This is a genomic window from Kitasatospora purpeofusca, from assembly GCF_036010405.1.
Lineage (GTDB): Bacteria > Actinomycetota > Actinomycetes > Streptomycetales > Streptomycetaceae > Kitasatospora > Kitasatospora purpeofusca.
Window position 1 is genome coordinate 3094741 of record NZ_CP108561.1, and the last position, 19736, is coordinate 3114476.

The following is a 19736-nucleotide window of genomic DNA, read 5'->3' on the forward strand; positions in this document are numbered from 1 at the left end:
AGTCAGCGCGTTCCTAGACGCACACGACGGCCGCCCCCCGGGGCGGCCGTCGGCGTTCCACCAGCCGGTCGGCAGCCTCCCGGAGCGGAAATCCCACCCCGCCGCAGAAGCCATCCCGGAAGGAACGCCGCCACCGTGACCAGTGCCGCCGACCTGCTCGCCCGCCTCACCGCCGCCGACGCACCGGCCTTCGCCCTGCTGCACCGCCGCACGCCCCGCACCGCCCCGGACACCGTCGAGATCCTGCTCGGCACCGTCGGCAGCCACGACCGGCTGGCCGACCTGCCGGTCCGCCACGGCGTCCCCGCCGACGGCCCCGTCCACGACCTGCTGGCCCTCGTGCCCTACCGGCAGATCCGCGAGCGCGGCTTCGAGGCGCACGACGACGGCACCCCGCTGCAGGCCCTCTCGGTCACCGAGCAGTACGCCCTGCCGCTGGCCGAGGTCACGGCCGCGCTGCCGCAGCTGCCGGTCGCCCTGACCGACGGCGGCTTCGACATCGACGACGCCGAGTACGCGGAGATCGTCCGCCGGGTGATCGAGGAGGAGATCGGCCGCGGCGAGGGCGCCAACTTCGTCATCCGCCGCGACTTCACCGCGACGCTCGACAACTTCTCGCCCGCGCTCGCCCTCACCCTGTTCCGGCGGCTGCTGGACCAGGAGCGCGGCGCCTACTGGACCTTCCTGGTGCACACCGGCGACCGGGTGCTCGTCGGCGCCTCCCCCGAGGTGCACGTCCGGCAGAGCGGCGGGACGGTCGTGATGAACCCGATCTCCGGCACCTACCGCTATCCCGCCGCCGGCTCCGACCTGGACTCGCTGATCTCCTTCCTCCACGACCCCAAGGAGCTGGAGGAGCTGACGATGGTGGTCGACGAGGAACTCAAGATGATGTGCACCGTCGGCGACCTCGGCGGCCAGGTGCTCGGCCCCCGGCTCAAGGAGATGTCCCACCTCGCGCACACCGAGTACGAGCTGCGCGGCCGCACCTCGCTGGACGTCCGCGAGGTGCTGAAGGAGACCATGTTCGCCGCCACCGTCACCGGCAGCCCGGTGCAGAACGCCACCCGGGTGATCAAGCGGTACGAGCGCGGCGGCCGGGGCTACTACTCCGGCGCGCTCGCCCTGATCGGCCGCTCGGCCAGCGGCGGCCAGCTGCTGGACTCCCCGATCTGCATCCGCACCGCCGACATCGACCCGGCCACCGGCCGGCTCGCCGTCCGGGTCGGCGCCACCCTCGTCCGCCACTCCGACCCGGACGGCGAGGTCGCCGAGACCCACGCCAAGGCCGCCGGGGTGCTCACCGCGATCGGCGCCCGCCCGGCCCCCGCCCGGACGGCCGGACGGAACAGCCCGCGCCTCGCCGACAACCACCGGGTCCAGGCCGCGCTGGACGCCCGCCGGGCCGGCCTCGCCCCGTTCTGGCTGCGGATGCAGCAGCCGTCCCGGATCACCGAGCAACTGGAGACCCTCGTCGTCGACGGCGAGGACACCTTCACCGCGATGCTCGGCCACCTGCTGACCTCGCTCGGCCACCGGGTCACCGTGGCCAGGTTCGACGAGCCGGGCCTGCGCGAGCGGGTCGCCGCCCACCCCGGCGCGCTGGTGCTCGGCCCCGGCCCGGGCGACCCGGCCGCCGCCGACGACCCCAAGATGGCCGTCCTGCGCCCGATCGTCACCGACGCGCTGGCCGCCGTCCGGGCCGGGCGGCGTACCGCCCCGCTGCTCGCCGTCTGCCTCAGCCACCAGCTGCTGTCCGGCGCGCTCGGGCTGCCGCTGGTGCGCAAGGCGGTGCCGTACCAGGGTGCCCAGGAGAGCGTGGACCTCTTCGGCGAGCAGCGGACGGTCGGCTTCTACAACACCTTCACGGCGCGCTGCACCGACGACGACGCCGCCCGGCTGGCCGCCGCGGGCGTCGAGGTGGCCCGGGACCCGCTGACCGGGGACGTGCACGCGCTGCGCGGGCCGGGCTTCGCCGGACTGCAGTTCCACCCCGAGTCGGTGCTCACCAGGGACGGGGTGGAGATCGTCGCCGGGCTGCTGCGCGGAGCGGTGGCCGGCGTCCCGCGCTGAGCCCCCGTCACCGGGACGACTCCTGTGACGCCCGGGGCGGGTGGGCGTGTCCGCGCACCCGCCCCGGGCGTCACACCGCGTCGTCGAGCCCCTGCTCGATCGCGTACCTGACCAGCTCGACCCGGTTGTGCAGCTGGAGCTTGCCCAGGGTGTTCTGGACGTGGTTCTGCACCGTGCGGTGGGAGAGCACCAGCCGATCGGCGATCTGCTTGTACGACAGCCCCTTGGCGACCATCCGCAGCACCTCGGTCTCCCGCGCCGTCAGCTGCGGGACGACCGGCGCGGCCGGGGCGGGCGGCTCGGCCGCCAGCCGGCGGAACTCGCCGAGCACCAGCCCGGCCAGGCCGGGGGTGAACACCGCGTCGCCGACGGCGGTGCGGCGCACCGCGTCCAGCAGTTCCTCCCGCCCGGCCGACTTGACCAGGTAGCCGGTCGCGCCCGACTTCACCGCCTCCAGCACGTCCGCGTGCTCGCCGCTCGCGGACAGCACCAGCACGCGCGCCGACGGGTCGTGCCCGACCAGCCGGCGGCAGACCTCGGCGCCGGACAGGCCCGGCAGGTTGAGGTCGAGCACCACGACCTGCGGGGAGCAGGCGCGGGCCCGGCGGACGGCCTCCTCCCCGTCCCCGGCGGTGGCCACCACGTCCAGCCCGGCCTCGGCGAGGTCCCGGGAGACGGCGTCGCGCCACATCGGGTGGTCGTCCACCACCATCACCCGCACCGGGCGGACGGCGGCCGCCTGCTGATCGGTCGACAGGTCGGTGGTCATGCGCGGAACCCTTTCGCGGGAGGTGTCACAGGAGGCCGGCCGGGGCGCCGGACGCGGTGCGCGGGACCCTGAGCTCCACCTCGACGCCCTCCCCGGGCGACGAGTACAGCTCCGCGGTCCCGCCGAGGTCCAGCAGCCGGCCCCGGATCGACTGGGAGACGCCGAGCCGCCCGGCCCGCTCCGCCTCGCCGAGCCGCCCGGGCGCGAAGCCGGGACCGTCGTCGCGGACCGAGACCGTGACGGCCTCAGGTTCGTCCTCGACCAGGATCCAGGCCCGCGCGCCGGGCCCGGCGTGCCGGCGCACATTGTCCACCGCGGCGCCGACGGCGGCGGCCAGCTCACCGGCGGTCCGCCCGGGCAGCAGCACCGGGGTGCCGGGGGCCGAGACGGTCACCCGCTCGTCGGTGTGCGGGGTGAGCAGGGTACGGAGGTCCTGCGGCTGCTCGGGCGCGCGCTGCTCGGGCAGCGGTCCGCCGCTCATCAGCGCGCGCAGGGCGCGTTCCTGCTCGCCGGCCAGCCGCCCCAGCTCGGTGAGGTCGTCGCCGCCGGCCGGGGCCCCGGTGCCCCGGCGCTGGACGAGCGCGAGCACCTGCAGCACCCCGTCGTGGATGTCCCGGGAGAGCCGCTCCCGCTCCCGGGTGGCCGCCTCGACCTGGAGCGCCCGGGTCAGCGTCGCCTCACTGGCCCGGGCCAGTTCGATCACGTAGCCGATCGCGCAGCCGGCCACCATGAGCAGCACGATGTTGTGGAGGTTGTCGCCGGTCGCGCCGCCGTGGCCGAGGATGTTGGCCACCCCGATCACCGAGCCGGCCGCCGCCGCCCAGCGCCAGCCGCCCCGGCCGGCGAAGCCGAGCACGGTGCCGGCCGCCCAGATGGTGGGCAGGGTCGGCGCGCCGTGGCTGATCCGGGCGGGGTCGTCGACCATGCCGCTCATCACGATGCCGGTGACGGCGAGCGTGAGATCGGTGGCGAGGACGTACCAGGTGCAGCGCTGCGGGCCGGAGAAGGCCCGGGTGGAGGCGAGCGTCCAGAGGGTCAGCGCACCGAGGTAGATCCAGCCCGCGACGGGGTGCAGGAACGCCAGGTACGAGTCGAAGTAGCGGAGCAGCGCGTAGCACAGGGCCAGCACGCGGAACGAGGAGATCGCCCGCCAGAGCGGCAGTTCGACGGACATGCCGCCCGCCGCCACCGCCGCGCCGACCGTGCCCGGGCGCGCCGCCCCGGCTCTGCCGCCGTCCGTCATCCCTGTCGCCCTCCCCCGGCGCCGGGTCGGCCCCGTGTCAGGCCGGCCCGGTGTCCTTCTGCTGCTCCTGCTCGGCCTTCTCCTGCTCGGCCTTCTCCAGCTTGTCCGCCTCGGCCTTCTCGGCCTTGGCGGCGGCCTGCTCGGCCTTCTGCACGGCGTCGGCCTTCTTCTTGTCGTCGGCGAGCTGCCGCTTGGCGGCGGTCGCGTAGATGTCCACGTACTCCTGGCCGGACAGCCGCATGATCTCGTACATCACCTCGTCCGTCACCGAACGGAGGATGAAGCGGTCGTTCTCCATGCCGTGGTAGCGGGAGAAGTCCAGCGGGCGGCCGATCCGGATGCCCGGGCGGGTGCCGAAGTTCGGGACCACCTGGCCGGGCGGCTGCACCTTCTCGGTGTCGATCATCGCGACCGGGATGACCGGCGCACCGGTGGCCAGGGCGACGCGGGCCAGGCCGCCGACCTTGCCCCGGTAGAGCTTGCCGTCGGGCGAGCGGGTGCCCTCCGGGTAGACGCCGAACAGCTCGCCCCGGTCCAGCACGGCGATCGCCGAGCGGATCGCCGCCTCGCCGGCGCCGCGCACGCCCGAGCGGTCGACCGGGAGCTGGCCGACGCCCTTGAAGAAGGCGGCGGTCAGCCGGCCCTTGATGCCCGGCGTGGTGAAGTACTCCGCCTTGGCGATGAAGGTCACCCGGCGCTTGATCAGCGCGGGGAAGAAGAAGGAGTCCGAGAACGAGAGGTGGTTGCTCGCGATGATCGCGGCACCCTCGGTGGGGATGTTCTCCTCACCCTCGATCCACGGCCGGAAGAAGATCCGAAGCAGTGGCGCGACGATCATCTTCATCAGTCGGTAGAACAACCCGGGCCTCCTGTATTGCGGACCGGTCGATCCTAATGCCCTTCGGTGTCCGCCCGTGCCCCGCCCCGCCCCGACGGGGTGTCCCGGGGGCGGGGCGGCCCGGTGCCCGGCGGGGGTGTACGGGGCGGGCGGGCACGTGGGACGATGCGAATTCCGCAGCTTCCGGTGCCGGCCGGTACCCGCACGCCCCCGCACGCCCAGCGCGTACCGCTCGAAACAGCGCCACCTCCAGCGCCACCCTCCAGCGTCCTCGCCCGCGAAGGAGCCCGCCATGCCGCTGCTGCCCGGTGCCGAACCGTACCGCCACCGGGGCGGGCCGGTGGGCGTCCTGCTCTGCCACGGGTTCACCGGCTCCCCGCAGTCGCTGCGGCCGTGGGCCGAGGACCTCGCCCGGGCCGGGTACACGGTCGGGCTGCCGGTGCTGCCGGGCCACGGCACCCGCTGGCAGGACATGCAGCTCACCCGCTGGGAGGACTGGTACGCCGAGGTCGAGCGGGAGCTGCTCGACCTGGCCGGGCAGTGCGAGCGGGTCTTCGTCGTCGGGCTGTCGATGGGCGGCGGGCTGGCGCTGCGGCTGGCCTCCGTGCACGGTCCGACGATCGCCGGGCTGGTGCTGGTCAACCCGTCGGTGCGGTCGGACAACCCCGCGAGTGTCATTCTGCCGGTGCTGCGGCACCTGGTGCCGAGCGTGCCCGGGGTCGCCAACGACATCGCCCGGCCCGGCGCGAACGAGCTGGCCTACGACCGCACCCCGCTGCACGCCGCCTGGTCGCTGGCCCGGCTGTGGAAGGACGTCCAGGCCCGGCTGCCCCGGGTGACCCAGCCGGTGCTGCTCTTCCGCAGCCCGCAGGACCACGTGGTCTCCGCGGCCAACTCCGAGCTGGTGCTGGCCCGGATATCCTCGACCGATGTGACGGAGCGGCTGTGCCAGCGCAGCTACCACGTCGCGACGCTGGACCACGACGCGGGGGAAATATTCGCGGCCGCCCAGGACTTCATCCGACGGTTGGCTCCCGCGCACGCGGCGGGCGTCATCCCGGTGAAATCCGACCACCACCAAGGCTGAAGGGCCGGAAGTGCACGAGAGCAGCACGGCGGGCGGCGAGGACGACGCGCCCCGCGAGGACGGTGCGACCACGGGCGGCGCGCGGCCGGGCGCCGGGCGGGCCGACGGCGAGCAGACGGGCCGGGGGCCGGCCGGGGGCGCGGCGGCCCCGGCGACGGGCGGCGAGGCGACGACGGCCGGGTCCGGATCGGGGCCGGTTTCCGGCTCGGGCACGGCTTCGGGACCGGGTTCGGCCTCGGGCACGGCTTCGGGAACGGCCTCCGGCTCCGGTGACGCCCCGGTGGCGGCCGAGGGCGGCGGGGCGGCCGAGCCGTCCAGGACGCGGCGCGCGCCCGAGCGCAGCCAGGCCGAGCAGGACGAGATCTTCGCCGCGCTGGTCGCCCAGTTCGACGACCCGGTGGACCTCAACAACCCCAACTGGCCCGAGGTCGAGAACCTCCGGGCGCGCAACGAGCTCAAGGGCTTCAAGGACCCCTCCGGCACCGACCGGCTCCCCGGCGAGCCCGGCGACCTCTCCGACCTGGCGCCCCAGCCGCGCCCCCGCTCCGGCCGCCCGGTGATGCCGGCCGCCGGCTCCGCCGGGCCGCGCGACTTCGAGCTGTCCGAGGAGACCGACGAGGACCACTTCGTCCCGCCGGAGCCGCCGCCGCTGCCCGAGGCCGACACCACCGCCAAGTTCGCCTGGCTGGCGGTGCTCGGCGGACCGGCGCTGCTGCTCTTCGACGCGGTGGTCTGGCGCGAGGTCTCCGGCTGGCCGGCCTGGGTCGGCGTGGCCTCCTTCCTCGGCGGTTTCGCCACCCTGGTGGTCCGGATGAAGGACCGCGACGAGGACGAGCCCGAGGACCCGCACGGCGGCGCCGTCGTCTGACCCCTCCGCTTCCCGCGCCCCGGGCCGTACCCGGGCGTCCGTCGCACGGCCTCCCGGGCACCGCCCGGGAGGCCGTCGGCGTTCCGGCCCGGTCCTGCGGTCACTCCTCGGAGTGGAGTTCGGCGGCCAGTGGGTGCAGTGGTGCCCGGCCCTGCCGGGCCACCGCGGGGGGCGACCCGAAGCTGTGTGCCGACGCTCCGGGGCCGGGCACCCCTCGTGCACGAAGGGACCCGTCCGGAGTGGCGGGTGCGCGGTGCACCCGTGAGGCGACGCCGCCGCCGCGAGGACCTCGGCACGAGGACCACCGGACCAGGGGTCGGCGTGACGACGAGGAGACTCGAAGTGGACCGTTTGCCCATGTCCAAGTCCAAGCCCGGGTCCAGGCCCGGTCCCGGGTCCGGGTCCCGCGGGTGGCCGGGATCCGCTCGGCTCGGCGCGGCCGGCACGCCGGCCGGGGTCGACCTCTCGGTCACCAAGACCGGCCCCGCCACCGTCACCGCCGGCGGCCAGGCTTCGTACACCGTGACGGTGACCAACCGCAGCACCGGCCAGAGCGCCACCGGCGTCACCCTCACCGACTCGCTCACCGGCCCGGGCACCGTGCTCTCGGCCACTCCGGGCCAGGGCAGCTGCACCACCACCGCCACGGCCGCCAACTGCACCCTCGGCACCCTCGCGGCCGGCGCGAGCACCACCGTCACGGTGACCGTCGAGCCCCGGGCCACCGGCACCCTCACCGACACCGCCACCGTCGGCGCCGCCCAGAGCGACCCGGCCCCGGCCAACAACACCGCCACCACGAACACCGGCGTCAACAACGCCCACGGCTGCACGATCATCGGTACCGCCAACGGCGAGACCCTGTTCGGCACCGGCGGCAGCGACGTCATCTGCGCCCTCGGCGACAACGACACGGTCAACGCGGACGGCGGCAACGACACCGTCTACGCCGGCTCGGGCAACGACACGGTCGACGGCGGGTCCGGCAACGACACGCTCCTCGGCGGCCTCGGCAACGACCGGCTGACCGGTGGCATCGGCAACGACACGCTCAACGGCAGCCCCGGCACCGACACCCTGAACGGCGGCTCCGGCACCGACAGTTGCACCGCGGCGGCGGGCGACACCGTCATCAGCTGCCCGTAGTACTCCCCCGGCGGTCCGTTCGCGCGGCGCGGCACCCGGAAGGGGTGCCGCGCCGCGCGGCCGTGTCAGCGACCGTCGGGACCGGGCCCCGGTGCGGGCAGCCGGAGCACGGCCAGGACCGGCAGGTGGTCGGTGGCGGCCAGCAGGTCGGCCCCGGTGACGCCGGGCAGCCCGTGCGGGACGCCGCAGGCCAGCACCTCGATGTCGGGGGTGGCGAAGACGGCGTCGAGCCGCTGGTAGGGGTTCTCCGGCACGGAGGTCATCTCGCCGCCCCAGGGCGCCACCGTGTACCCGTCCTGGAGCCGCTCGGCCAGCGACCGCCAGCCGGGCCCGTCCGGGTGCTCGTTGAAGTCCCCGGCGATCACCCCGGGTCCGGCGTGCCGCAGCTGTCCGGCGAGCAGTCCGAACTGCCGCAGCCGCTCGTCCGCGTCCAGGCTGAGGTGGCAGCTGGTGACGGTGAACGGCGCCGCCCCGGCCACCTCGACCAGCGCGGTCGCGAAGCCGCGCGCGTGCAGCCCCCTGGTCTTCGGCAGCAGCCGGTCGTGGACGGCCCGCACCCGGACGCCGGGCCGGCCGAGCAGCAGCGGCCCGGCCGCGATCCGGCCGCCACCGCTCAGCACCACGGTGCCGGTCGCCCGGGCGAGCCAGGCGGCCTGCCCCTCGGGGCGCCAGTAGCGCGGCGACTCCTGTACGCAGACGAGGTCCGGCCCGCAGGCCCGGACCACCCGGGCGAGCGCCCTCCGGTCGTCCCGCAGGGAGCGGATGTTGTAGCTGAGCAGCCGGAGCCGACCCGGTGCGGGCGGCGGAAGTTCGGCCGGTGCGGTGGTCATCGGTGGTCCTCCCCTGGGCGTCCCGGACGACGCTACCGCCCGGACCGCCGGGCCCGCCGACGGCGCGACACCCCTGGCAGGCCGAAACGGCGGCGGCCCGGTCCGCGGGGAACCGGGCCGCCGGTGGCGGTGCGACGGGTGGGGTCAGACCGTGCGGGCCAGGTCGGCCGCGCCGGCGATCCCGGCGGCCGAACCGGTGGAGGCGAGCACCACCTCGGCGCGCGGGCGGTGCACCCCGCCGGTCAGGTAGTGCTCGAAGGCCTTGGCGACCGGGTCGAGCAGCAGCCGGCCGGAGTCGGAGACGCCGCCGCCGAGCACGAAGACGGCCGGGTCGAAGAGCGCCGCGAGGTCGGCCATCCCCCGGCCCAGCCAGTCGGCCAGTTCGGCGTAGCACTCCAGGGCGAGCGGGTCGCCCTCCTCGGCGGCCTGGGTGATGTGGATGCCGCGGATGGTCTCGGCGACGCCGTCGTTGAGCTCCAGCATCCGCTTGCCGCGCACGGTGTCCTCGGCGGCGCGCTCCCGGCCGTACCGGCGCAGGGCGCGGCCGGAGCCGTACTGCTCCCAGCAGCCCCGGCCGCCGCAGCCGCAGGGCAGGCCGTCCGGGACCATGTTGAGGTGGCCGATCTCGCCGGCCACGCCGAACCGGCCCCGGTGGAGCCGGCCGTCCAGGACGAGGCCGCCGCCGATGCCGGTGCCGACGGTGATCAGCACCATGTCGCTGTGGCCGGCCGCGGCACCGAAGCGGTACTCGGCCCAGGCGGCGCAGTTGGCGTCGTTCTCGACCACCGCGGGCAGGCCGGTCAGCTCCTCGACCCGGCCGCGCAGGGGCTCGTCCTCCCAGTCGATATTGGGGGCGAAGATCACCGTCGAGCGCTCGCGGTCGACGAAGCCGGGGGCCCCGATGCCCGCCGCGGTCACCTCGGGGTACTGCTCCTTGAGTTCGCGCACGGCCTGCGCGATGGCGTCGACCGCCCACTGCGGGTCGGCCGGGGTGGGCACCCTGGTCCGGGCCAGGATCTCGCCGGCCTCGTCGACCACGCCTGCCGCGATCTTGGTCCCGCCGACGTCGACGCCGATGGTCAGAGCCATGTGTCCCTCAGCTATTCACTCGTTCCCGCTGGACGGAACGCTACCGCCCAACCAAGCCCCCGTACACACCGTCGCATACATTAACCGAAGACAATCTGCGACCGACCCGGCCGAGCCCCTTCAAAAGTCGTACATTTTCACCGGTGGCATCACAGGCTGAAGCCAGGAGGTGACCCGGAGGGGATCAGGGGTTCACTGCTTGGCGGACGGTCCCTCAGCCTCGTCGTCGAGGTCCACCCGTTCGGTGCGGGCCTGCTCCCCGGCGGTCCAGCGGTGCTCGTGTCCCGCCACGGCGGCCCGGTAGGCGGCCAGCAGCTCGGCCCCGGCGGCGGCCAGTCCGCTACCGGCGGCGGCGAGGTGGTCGTACACCTCGGGCTGCTTCTCGCGCAGCCGGTCGGCCAGCCCGGCCAGCGAGATCAGGGTCTCGGCGCTCGCCTCCTGGGCCTTCTCGCCGAAGACGGAGGCGAACCGGCGCACCTCGTCCACCAGCGGGCCCAGTTCCGGCCCGAACGGGTGCTCGGCGGTGGGCTCGGTCCGGTCGGTGGTGGTCATCGCGCGCGCCTCCTCAACAACGGTGCCCGCGCCCGCGGCCACCCGCCCCGACGCTACCGGACCCCGTTGGGCCCCCTGCACGGAAGGCGAGCGGGCGACCCCCGCCCCGAGCCCCACGAAGGAGGCGAGCGGGCGACCCCCGCCCCGAGCCCCACGAAGGAGGCGAGCGGGCGACTACCTGGGCCAGAGAGCGGGGTCCGGGGCGAAGCGGATCGCCAGCACCCCGTCCTGCAGGCCCGCGCCCGCGACCGTGCAGCGCCGCAGCGCCGACGGCAGGGCCAGCACCCGGCGGTGCGCACCCAGGCCGACCACCAGTTCGTCCCCGCGCCGGACCAGGTCCAGGTCCTCCCGCGCGGCACCCGGCAGTTCCAGGCGCCAGACCAGCAGACCGTCCGCGGCCCGCCGGTCCTCGACGGTCCACGGCCCGGCGGCCCGCGCCTCCGGGCCGGACCCGGTGCCGTAGAGGCGGTCGGCGACGGCCTCCAGGGTGGCCTCGGCGGGCCCGGTGGTGAGCAGCGGGACGCCGTCCAGGGTGGCGGCCAGCGCGGTCAGCTCGTCCCGGCGGCGCCCGGCTAGGGCGGCCAGCCACGGGTCGGGCGAGTCGGCGGCGGCGTCCGGCAGCACCCCGTGCACCACCACGGCGTCCGGGCGGTGGCCGTGCAGGGCGAGGCCGGCCCGGATCCGCCGCAGTTCCGCGAAGGGGTGGGCGTCGGCGGCGGTGACCAGGCGGACGCTGGTGCCGGGCGCGGTGATCGCGGCGCGGGCCGCAGCGAGCGCGCCGGCGGCCTTGCCGCGCGTCTCGTACAGCCAGTCGGCAGGCATCGGGACCCCGGCGAGGCCGGCCAGCAGGGGCCGCAGGGCCCGGGCGGCCTGGCGCTGCTCGGGAACGAGCCGGGCCAGGTAGCGCTCCAACTGCTCGGGCAGGGCGAGGGTGGCGATCAGATCGGCGGGCGGCGGGGCGAGCACCACCAGGACGTCGGCCTCGACGGCGGGCAGGGCCCGGAGCAGGGCGAGCCGGGCGGTGCCGGGGAGCGCGGTGAGCTCCTCGGGGTCGAGCGGGTCGGCGCCGAGCAGGTCGAGCGCGGGCTTGAGCCGGCCGCCGATCTCGTCGAGCGCGTGCCGGAAGGCGGCCTGCTCGTCGGTCCTGGCGACGGCCAGGCCGGGCGCGTACCCGGCGGGCTCGGCCTCCAGCCGGACGCCGAGGACGGCGTCCAGGGTGCGGTGCGGGTCGTCGGCCGCGAGGAGCAGCGTGCGCCGGCCCTGCCGGGCGGCGTGCAGGGCGGTGGCGGCGGCCACCTCGGGGGCCGCCGGGTCGCCGCTGACCAGGATGGTGCGTGTCGCCGTCATGCCGTACCGCCCCTGTCCGTCCGCGCCGCCGGGCCTCAGAGCGCCTTGCCGGCGGCGGTGTCCTCGACCCGCTTCTTCAGGCCGGCCAGCGCCCGGTCGATGATGACCTTCTCGGCCTTGCGCTTGATCATGCCCAGCATCGGGATCTTGACGTCCACCGCGAGCTGGTAGGTGACCTCGGTGCGGTCGGCGCCGAGCGGGGCCAGGGTGTAGGAGCCGTCGAGCGAGCGGAGCATCTGGCTGCGCACCAGGGTCCAGGCGCACTCGCGGTCGCCGTCCCAGGTGTAGGCGAGCACGTGCTCGTCGCGGATGGCGCCGGCGTCGAGGACCAGCCGGACCTGGGCGGCGCGGCCGTCCTCCGCCGTCTCCAGGACCTCGATCTCCTTGACCTCGCCGGTCCAGGCCGGGTAGGCGGCGAAGTCCGCGATCACGGCCATGACCGTCGCCGGGGTCGCGTCGATGGTGATGCTCGACCTGGTGTGCTCCGCCATGGAATGGCCCTCCGCGTCGTCCCGTGCTGGTCCGGCCGAGGCTGCTCGGCCGGGTGCGCCCGGAGCAGGCTATCGCGCCCCGCGATCCGGCCGGTCCCTCGGTGCGCCCCGGGGCGCCCGGGTGCGCCCCGCCGCCGGAGCACACGGTCCGTGGCCGACGGCTACCGGCCGGTCACCTCCGGGCTGTCGTAGGGTGCCATTCGAACGACCCGGTCCCGACCTGGTCGGACGGGTCAAGGTGTGACACTTCGAACACCGGAGCCGACCCCCCTGGTCGAAGCTGCCTACCGGGCAGTAACGTCCTGCCGTCCCGCAGCGTCGCGAACGAGGAGCAGTCTTGCTCGACTTCAGCCTTCCGGCCCTCTACCAGGTACCGAGCGGCGGTAACCTCTCCGACCTCGTGCAGCAGAACGCCGAGCGGCACCCCGATGTCGCGGTGCTCAGCCGCAAGGTGGACGGCCAGTGGCAGGAGTTGACCGCCGCCCAGTTCCAGGTCGAGGTGCGGGCGGCCGCGAAGGGCCTGATCGCCGCCGGTGTCGCGCCGGGCGACCGGGTGGGCGTCATGTCCCGCACCCGGTACGAGTGGACGCTGCTGGACTTCGCGATCTGGACGGCCGGCGCGATCACCGTGCCGGTGTACGAGACCTCCTCCGCCGAGCAGGTCGAGTGGATCCTCGGCGACTCCGGGGCGGTCGCGGTGTTCACCGAGACCGCGACCCACACCGCGGTGGTCGCGGACGTCCGGGACCGGCTGCCGGAGCTTCGGCACACCTGGCAGATCGAGGGCCCGGCCCTCGCCGCGCTGGCCGAGTCGGGCCGCGAGGTCACCGACGCCACCGTCGAGGAGCGCCGCTCGGCGGCCGGCCCCGACGCGATCGCCACCATCGTGTACACCTCGGGCACCACCGGCCGCCCGAAGGGCTGTCAGCTGACCCACGGCAACTTCATGGCCGAGTGCGGCAACGTGGTGGAGCGCCTGGCCCCGCTGTTCCGCACCGGCGAGAGCTCCGTCCTGCTCTTCCTGCCGCTGGCCCACGTGCTCGCCCGGATCGCCGAGATCGCCCCGGCGATGGCCCCGATCAAGCTCGGCCACGTCTCCGACATCCGGGACGTCACCGCCGAACTGGCCGCCTTCCGGCCGACGCTGATCCTGGGTGTGCCCCGGGTCTTCGAGAAGGTCTACAACACCGCCCGGGCCAAGGCGCAGGCGGACGGCAAGGGCAAGATCTTCGACAAGGCCGCCGACACCGCGATCGCCTACAGCCGGGCGCTGGACGCGGGCGGCGCGGGCCTGCTGCTCAAGCTCAAGCACGCCGTCTTCGACAAGCTGGTCTACAGCAAGCTGCGGGCCGCGCTCGGCGGCCGGGCCACCCACGCGATCTCCGGCGGCGCCCCGCTGGGCGAGCGGCTCGGGCACTTCTACCGGGGCATCGGCTTCACCGTGCTGGAGGGCTACGGCCTGACCGAGACCTGCGCGGCCACCGCCTTCAACCCGTGGGACAAGCCGAAGATCGGCACGGTCGGCCGGCCCGTCCCCGGCGCCGCCGTCCGGATCGCCGAGGACGGCGAGGTGTTCTTCAAGGGCCCGCACGTCTTCACCGGCTACTGGAACAACCCGCAGGCCACCGCCGACACCCTGAAGGACGGCTGGATCGCCACCGGGGACATCGGCTCGCTGGACGACGAGGGCTACCTGACGATCACCGGCCGCAAGAAGGAGATCATCGTCACCGCGGGAGGCAAGAACGTCGCCCCGGCCGTGATCGAGGACCGGATCCGGGCCCACGCCCTGGTCGGCGAGGTCATGGTGGTCGGCGACCGCAAGCCCTTCGTGGCCTGTCTGATCACCGTCGACGAGGACTTCTTCCCGAACTGGAAGCAGCTCAACGGCAAGCCCGCCGGGGCCTCGGTGGCCGACCTGCGCGAGGACCCGGACCTGCTGGCCGCCCTCCAGCAGGCGGTGGACGACGGCAACGCGGCGGTCTCGCAGGCCGAGGCGGTGAAGAAGTTCCGGCTGCTCGACACCGTCTTCTCCGAGGAGAGCGGCCATCTGACGCCCTCGCTCAAGCTCAAGCGCAACGTCGTGCTGAAGGACTACGCGGCCGACGTCGAGGCGATCTACCGCAAGTAGGACCCCGCGAACGCGGCTGCGGCCCGCCCCCGTCGTCCGGGGGCGGGCCGCGGCCGCGTTCGCGTCGGGCCCGGGCGTTCAGCCCGCCAGCAGCGAGGTCAGCCGCCCGGCCAGCAGGTCCCAGCGCCAGGAGCGGTCCACCCAGCGCCGCCCGGCCTCGCCCATCCGCCGCCGCAGCTCCTCGTCCCGCAGCAGCCGGACGATCCGCTCCGCCGCCGCCGAGGGCGTGCCGCCCGGCACCACGTAGCCGGTCTCGCCCTCCAGCACCGCGTCCGGCGCGCCGCCGGAGTCCCCCGCCACCACCGGCAGGCCGGTCGCCGAGGCCTCCAGGTAGACGATGCCGAGCCCCTCGACGTCCAGTCCCCCGCGCCGGGTGCGGCAGGGCATGGCGAAGACGTCGCCGGCGCCGTAGTGCGCGGGCAGCTCCTCCCACGGGACCGAGCCGGTGAACCGGACGGCGGAGCGCACGCCCCGGGCGTCCACCAGCTTCTCCAGATCCGCCCGGTACGGGCCGCCGCCGACGATCAGCAGCACGGCGTCCGGCACCTCGGCGAGGATCTGCGGCATCGCCTCGATCAGGGTGTCCTGCCCCTTGCGCGGCACCAGCCGGGAGACGCAGACCACCACCGGGCGGTCCGCCAGCCCGAGCCGCTCGCGCACCGCGGCGCCGCCGGAGTCCGGGTGGAAGGTCCGCTCGTCCACGCCCGGCGGCAGCTGCGCCATCCGCGCGGCCGGCTCCGGGCCGACCGCGGCGGCGATCCGGGAGCGGGTGTACTCGCCGAGGTAGGTGAGCACGTCGGTGCCCTCGCCGATCCGGCGCAGCAGCTGCCGGGCCACCGGCAGCTGGGCCCAGGCGGCCTCGTGCCCGTGGGTCATGCCGAGCAGCCGGCCGGCCCCGGCCCGGCGCAGCGCGGGGGCCATCAGCCCGAGCGGCGCGGCGGCGCCGAACCAGACCGAGTCGCAGCCCTCCGCCCGCAGGATCTCGGCGGCCCGCCGGGTGACCCGGGGTGTGGGAACCATCACCTTCGTACGGTCGCGGACCACCGGGAAGGGCTGCTCGGCGTCGAAGCGCGCGACCTCGGTGCCGTCGCGCCAGGTGGAGGCGTACACCACGACGCTTCCTGCGGGCTGACGGACGGCCATGTTGTGCACGAAGGCCTGGATACCGCCGGGCCTCGGCGGGAAGTCGTTGGTGACGATCAAGGTCTTGTGCATCAGGCCACGGCTCGCTCGGTCGGGGGGTGCTCGGTGTACCGCTGGGTGATCCGTACGATAGGTCAACACGACGACCCGCCGGGAACGGATCCACGCAAGGCAACCGTTCCCTCCCCGGGTCTGTCCTAGGACAAGGGTGGTCGGCGTGTCCGGCCCGGCCCCGCGGTGACGGCCGGTCCCGACCCGCCCGGACTGCCCGGGCGTCCGTCGCGCGGCGCCGCCGACGGAACGTCCGAGACGAACGAGGGAGCGTTGTGGAGTTGGCCCCGGCCACCGAGTCCGGTACACCCAGCGGCGCCGAGGGCTCCGGCACGGCGCTCGCCGTCCGCCGCGAGCCCGTGCAGCGCACCACGCGCCCCTCCGGCCGTTCCGGCGCGCTGCTGGCGCTCGGCGCGAGCTGGGTGGCCACCCGGACGCTGCTGATGCTCCTGGTGACCGGCGTGCTGCGGATGCCCGGCGGGGACATCACCGCCGACGTCTGGCTGATCTACCACGGCTGGTACGGCGTACTGCAGACCGGCACCTTCCCGCTGGACGACGTCACCTGGCAGTACCCGCCCGGCGCCGCCCTGGTGATCCTGCTGCCCGGTCTGCTGCCCTGGTCGTACCTGGTCTCGTTCTGGGTGATCTGCGGCATCGCCGACGCGCTCGCGATGGGCCTGCTGGTCCGCACCGGGCTGCGCAAGGGCCGGGCCCTGACCGGCGCCTGGGTCTGGGTGGCCGGCGTCCCGCTGCTCGGCCCGATGATCTACAACCGCTACGACGTGATCGTGACCGCGATCGCGGTGGCCGGCCTGCTGGCGCTGATCCGCCGCCCGGCGATCGGCGGCCTGCTGCTGGGGCTCGGCGGCATCGTCAAGATCTGGCCGCTGCTCGGCCTCATCGGGACCCCCTCCGGCCGCCGCACCCGGCGCTCCTGGACGGCCGCGGCCGCCACGACCGCCTCGATCGGCTTCCTGCTGGCGGCGGGGATGAACGGCGCGTTCGAGTTCCTGACGTTCCAGAAGGACCGGGGCATCGAGGTGGAGTCGGTCGGCGCGCTGCCGATCCACTTCGCCCGGATCGCCGGGAGCTGGGACGGCAAGGTGATGATGAACTACGGCTCGGTCGAGATGCTCGGGCCGTGGGTCCCGCTGGTCAGCAAGGTGATGCTGGCCGGGACCGTGCTCGGCTTCGGCTGGCTGCTGCTCTGGCGGTTCACCGCCCGCCGGCGCAACGCCGCCACCATGTACGACGCGGCGCTCGCCGCGCTGCTGATCTTCACCGTGACCAGCCGGGTGATCAGCCCGCAGTACCTGGTCTGGCTGGTCGGCGCGGCGGCGGTCTGCCTGACCGTGCGCGGCACCAGCCAGCGGCCGGTGGCGCTGCTGATCCTGGCCGCGACCCCGCTGACCCTGGTGGAGTTCCCGCTGGTCTTCGGCGACGTGGTCGCCAGCAGGCCGGGCGCGATCGCCGTCCTGACCGCGCGCAATGTGCTGCTGCTGGTCGCGACCGTGCTGTCCTGCGTGCGGCTCTGGCGCTCGACCCGGCGCACCGACCGGGTCCCGGCCACCGTGGTGCTGGCCCGCCCGGAGCCGGCGCCGGCCGTCGCGTTCTCGGTGCGGCCGGGCATCGCGTACGAGCAGGACCTGCTGGACGGCATGGACCGGCCCTCGGCCGCACCCAGCGAACGGCGCTGACCCCGCGCCCCCGGACCGCCCGGCTCAGCCCGCCAGGGCCCGTACCTCGGCGAGCCAGAGGCGGGTGAACGCGGCCAGCCCGAGGCCCAGCTGCCCCCGGAGCAGCCCGTCCAGCCACGCCTCCCGGTCCGCCCCGGGGGCGGCCGCGCCGACCGCCCGGTAGAGCGCCACCAGGCGCTCCGGGCCGTACCGGCGGGCGATCAGGTCGCAGGCCAGCCAGGACTGCTCGTAGGCCTGCGCCAGGCCCTCCCCGCCGGCCGTGAGGGCGGCGTCCGAGGGCAGCGCGGCGGGCAGCCGTCCGGCCGCGACGTCCCGGGCCAGCTCCGGCGCGATCTGCCGGGCCGAGCGGCCCGAGTCGCAGTAGCCGGTCCAGTCGGCGACCCCCTCGGAGAGCCAGAGCGGGGTCCAGGCCCGGGTGTCGGCCCGGGTCGCCACATGCACCGCCTCGTGGGTGACCACCACCTGCCGGCCGAAGTCGCTCAGCCGCGCGTACACCTCGGGGTTGACCAGCACCCGGTCGGCCGGGGCGTGCAGGGGCGCGCCGGGCGCCGAGACGGTGACCGCGGCGAGGTCCGACCAGCCGGGCCGGTCGTCCGCCAGCAGCCGGGCGAACTGCTCCCCCGTGGCGGGCAGTTCGAGCAGCAGCCGGCCCGCCCAGGCAGTACCCCAGAGCGCCTCGACGGCGGACACCGCCCGGTCGCCGACGACGGCCGCCGCCGCGCGACCTGCCGGGCCGGCGGCGTCCGCGCCGTCCACGCCGAGCACCAGGCAGCGCGCTCCCGCGGCGGCCCCGACGGTGCCGAGGTCCCACAGCGGCGGCGGCCCGCCGGCCCCCTCCTCGCGTTCGATCCGCCGGCCGGTGGCGGTACGGAGCAGCGTCAAGCGGCGCGGGTGCACCACCGGCAGCTCGTCGTACCCGGTCACCGCGACGGTCAGCTCGGCGGTGGCGGTGGACCGCCCGGCCCGGTCCACCGGGCCCAGCAGCAGGTTCCGGTAGCCGACGCGCAGCGGCAGCGGGGGCGGCCCCGCCGCCCGCGTCCGGGCCCGCTCGGCGAGCAGCGCCGAGACCTCGGCGTACTCGTCCGAGGCCGCCGCGGCGGGCCGCACGGGGACGGCGCCGGGAAGCGACAGCTGGGCGAGGCCGCCGGCCGCGAGCAGCAGGGCGGTGCGCCGGGAGGGGCCTCGGCCGCCGGCGGGGTCCGGGCGGCTCAGAGCCGGATCACCCCCGCGACCGGCATGGCGTTGACGCTCTCGTAGCGCACCCGGGCCCCCGGGTAGGGGGCGTGCACGATCACCCCGCCGCCGGCGTACATCCCGACGTGGTGCATGTCCCGGTAGAAGATCACCAGGTCTCCCGGCCGTGCTTCGGAGATGCTGACCCGCTGCCCGGCGAACGCCTGGGCCTGCGAGGTGCGCGGCAGGGTCACTCCGGCCTGCCGCCAGCTGTAGTACATCAGACCGGAGCAGTCGAACGCCTTGGGCCCGGTGGATCCGTAGACGTAGGGCGAGCCGATCATCCGCACCGCGGCGGCCAGCGCGGCGCCGCCGCGCTCGGAGGCGGGCGGGGTGGTGCCGAGGTCGAGCCGGTCGGTGCCGCGGGTGGCGCGCTGCTCGGCCTCGCGGGCGTCCTGGGCGGTGAGCCGGGCGCGCTCGGTGGCGCCGAGACTGTTGAGCAGCCGCTGCGCCTTGGCGAGCCGCTGCTGGATCTGCTGCTTGCCGTCGGCCAGCGCCCTGCGGGTCTGCTCCAGTTCGGAGAGCTTGGCCGAGGCCTCGGCCCGGCGCTGGTCGAGCACCCGCTGACGGCCCAGCACCTCGTGCAGGGTCTCGTTCTGCCGCTCGGCGGCCTGGTCGAGGGTGCGGGCCCGGGAGAGGTAGCCCTCCGGGTCGGTGGAGAGCATCAGCTGGACGGTCTGCGCCATCCCGCCGCCCCGGTACTCCGCCCCGGCCACGGTGGCGAGGTCGCCGCGCAACTGGTTCAGCTCGTCCTGGGAGAGGGCGATCTGCTGCTGGAGCGTGCCGGTCTCGTGCTGGAGCCGCTGCTGGGCCTCCAGGGCGGCGTTGAACCGCTCCGAGGCCTGCTCGGCCTCGTCGTAGAGCTGCTCCACCTGGGCCTTGACGTCCTTGCGGTTGGCCGGGGCGTCGGGCGCGCCGGGAGCCGCCTGCGCGGTGCCGCCGGTCGCCACGCCCAGCACGGTGGTGGCCGCCGCGGTGAGCACCAGCGCCCGGGCGAGCGTGTGGACACCTGACAGCGGGGAACGGCGGTGCGCGGTCATTCGACGTCGGCTCCGATCCTGGGCCGGGACCCGCCGCCGCACCGGACCGTGCGGCTGTCGAAGCGGGCGTCCGGTGGCAGACGTTAGCGAGTCGGGGCAACCGTT

Annotated in this window: 17 protein-coding genes; 6 read left to right on the top strand and 11 right to left on the bottom strand. The window is 75.2% G+C overall.

The annotated features are described in order from the left end of the window. Positions 1-135 precede the first annotated feature (135 nt). Positions 136-2073, top strand: a complete 1938-nt coding sequence (locus OG715_RS13365; RefSeq protein WP_266268914.1) for an anthranilate synthase family protein — start codon at positions 136-138, stop codon at positions 2071-2073. A gap of 70 nt (positions 2074-2143) precedes the next feature. Here OG715_RS13365 and OG715_RS13370 read toward each other — a convergent pair whose 3' ends face one another. From OG715_RS13370 to OG715_RS13380, 3 genes are read right to left on the bottom strand one after another with little or no spacing between them, the layout of a single operon-like run. Continuing rightward, positions 2144-2842 (bottom strand): response regulator, encoded by a 699-nt coding sequence (locus OG715_RS13370; protein WP_266268915.1) that lies wholly within the window; start codon positions 2840-2842, stop codon positions 2144-2146. A 25-nt stretch (positions 2843-2867) separates the two neighbouring features. After that, a complete protein-coding gene (macS, locus tag OG715_RS13375; protein WP_407660975.1) occupies positions 2868-4085 on the bottom strand; it encodes a MacS family sensor histidine kinase in 1218 nt (405 codons plus the stop codon). A 37-nt stretch (positions 4086-4122) separates the two neighbouring features. Next, entirely contained in the window at positions 4123-4929 is an 807-nt protein-coding gene (locus tag OG715_RS13380) for a lysophospholipid acyltransferase family protein (RefSeq protein ID WP_266271665.1), read from the bottom strand. Between the two features lie 286 nt (positions 4930-5215). Here OG715_RS13380 and OG715_RS13385 point away from each other — a divergent pair, with 286 nt between their 5' ends. The 3 genes from OG715_RS13385 to OG715_RS13395 all read left to right on the top strand — a co-directional run bounded on the left by OG715_RS13385 (position 5216) and on the right by OG715_RS13395 (position 8024). Further along, entirely contained in the window at positions 5216-6010 is a 795-nt protein-coding gene (locus OG715_RS13385; RefSeq protein WP_266268916.1) for an alpha/beta hydrolase, read from the top strand. A 10-nt stretch (positions 6011-6020) separates the two neighbouring features. Next, positions 6021-6878 (top strand): hypothetical protein, encoded by an 858-nt coding sequence (locus OG715_RS13390; RefSeq protein ID WP_266268917.1) that lies wholly within the window; start codon positions 6021-6023, stop codon positions 6876-6878. Positions 6879-7235: 357 nt separating this feature from the next. After that, the gene (locus tag OG715_RS13395) at positions 7236-8024 is read left to right on the top strand and encodes a hypothetical protein (RefSeq protein ID WP_266268919.1); all 789 of its coding nucleotides are present in this window, start codon (positions 7236-7238) and stop codon (positions 8022-8024) included. A gap of 65 nt (positions 8025-8089) precedes the next feature. Here OG715_RS13395 and OG715_RS13400 read toward each other — a convergent pair whose 3' ends face one another. The 5 genes from OG715_RS13400 to OG715_RS13420 form a co-directional block, all read right to left on the bottom strand. Beyond that, entirely contained in the window at positions 8090-8854 is a 765-nt protein-coding gene (locus OG715_RS13400) for an endonuclease/exonuclease/phosphatase family protein (protein WP_266268920.1), read from the bottom strand. 144 nt (positions 8855-8998) lie between these two features. After that, positions 8999-9943, bottom strand: coding sequence for an ROK family glucokinase (locus OG715_RS13405; RefSeq protein ID WP_266268921.1), 945 nt, complete (start codon positions 9941-9943; stop codon positions 8999-9001). Positions 9944-10135: 192 nt separating this feature from the next. After that, the gene (locus tag OG715_RS13410) at positions 10136-10495 is read right to left on the bottom strand and encodes a DUF5304 family protein (protein ID WP_266268922.1); all 360 of its coding nucleotides are present in this window, start codon (positions 10493-10495) and stop codon (positions 10136-10138) included. Positions 10496-10669: 174 nt separating this feature from the next. After that, entirely contained in the window at positions 10670-11842 is a 1173-nt protein-coding gene (locus tag OG715_RS13415) for an ArsA family ATPase (protein ID WP_266268924.1), read from the bottom strand. Between the two features lie 35 nt (positions 11843-11877). Beyond that, positions 11878-12333 (bottom strand): SRPBCC family protein, encoded by a 456-nt coding sequence (locus tag OG715_RS13420; protein ID WP_266268925.1) that lies wholly within the window; start codon positions 12331-12333, stop codon positions 11878-11880. A 337-nt stretch (positions 12334-12670) separates the two neighbouring features. Here OG715_RS13420 and OG715_RS13425 point away from each other — a divergent pair, with 337 nt between their 5' ends. Continuing rightward, positions 12671-14464, top strand: coding sequence for an AMP-dependent synthetase/ligase (locus OG715_RS13425; protein WP_266268926.1), 1794 nt, complete (start codon positions 12671-12673; stop codon positions 14462-14464). 78 nt (positions 14465-14542) lie between these two features. Here the strand turns inward: OG715_RS13425 and OG715_RS13430 are convergent, their stop codons facing one another. Beyond that, complete coding sequence (locus OG715_RS13430) at positions 14543-15679, bottom strand: glycosyltransferase family 4 protein (protein ID WP_266268927.1); 1137 nt, start codon at positions 15677-15679, stop codon at positions 14543-14545. A 254-nt stretch (positions 15680-15933) separates the two neighbouring features. Here OG715_RS13430 and OG715_RS13435 point away from each other — a divergent pair, with 254 nt between their 5' ends. Further along, the gene (locus tag OG715_RS13435) at positions 15934-17358 is read left to right on the top strand and encodes a glycosyltransferase family 87 protein (RefSeq protein ID WP_266268928.1); all 1425 of its coding nucleotides are present in this window, start codon (positions 15934-15936) and stop codon (positions 17356-17358) included. 24 nt (positions 17359-17382) lie between these two features. Here the strand turns inward: OG715_RS13435 and OG715_RS13440 are convergent, their stop codons facing one another. Both OG715_RS13440 and OG715_RS13445 read right to left on the bottom strand, forming a co-directional pair. Next, on the bottom strand, positions 17383-18465 hold the full coding sequence (locus OG715_RS13440; protein ID WP_266268929.1) for a hypothetical protein: 1083 nt from the start codon (positions 18463-18465) through the stop codon (positions 17383-17385). Between the two features lie 101 nt (positions 18466-18566). Continuing rightward, positions 18567-19631: a C40 family peptidase gene (locus OG715_RS13445; protein ID WP_266268930.1), complete on the bottom strand. Its 1065-nt coding sequence runs from the start codon at positions 19629-19631 to the stop codon at positions 18567-18569. Between the last annotated feature and the right edge of the window lie 105 nt (positions 19632-19736).